Annotated in this window: 1 pseudogene; it reads left to right on the top strand. The window is 79.8% G+C overall.

Annotated elements, in window-relative coordinates:
* A pseudogene (locus FV228_RS32450) lies at nucleotides 1–495 on the top strand (hypothetical protein); the annotation flags it as partial.

Raw genomic sequence — 495 nt, 5'->3', positions numbered from 1 at the left:
CCCCTGGCAGGCCGACGCGGCGCGCTGGCTCGACGCCCGGGCCGAGGGCGGCTTCACCCGCGAAGTGGTCTCGCACTTCCTGTTCCTCAGCCACCGCCTGTGCGGGCCGCTCCACGGGCTTTCCGGCACGGTCGCGTTCCCGGAGCCCGGCCGCTCCGAGCGGGCGATCGACGTGACGCTCACCGCGGGCGACGTCCCGGTCACGCTCGCCGGACAGGTCGGTGGGGTCGCGGAGGACGACCGTAACACCTGGACGCTCGAGGGCGATGCCGGCGCGATCCGCCTGCGCGACTGGGCTATCGCCGAGCGCCGCGCCGCGGACGGGAGCTTCGTCCCGGCCCCCGACGCGATGCCCAACGCGGAGGCCCGCCCGCCGGTGCGCGGGGGGGGGGACGGGGGGCGGGGCTGCGCGGTGGGGGGTGGGCGGGGCCGGGTACCAGCCGGCCCCGGCCCGCCCACCGGGGCGGGCCGGGGCCTCGCGGGCGGGGCACACGG

This window comes from Methylobacterium sp. WL18 (assembly GCF_008040015.1).
GTDB lineage: Bacteria > Pseudomonadota > Alphaproteobacteria > Rhizobiales > Beijerinckiaceae > Methylobacterium > Methylobacterium mesophilicum.
The sequence above is the reverse complement of the archived record's forward strand: the minus strand, read 5'-3'. Positions and strand labels throughout refer to the sequence as shown.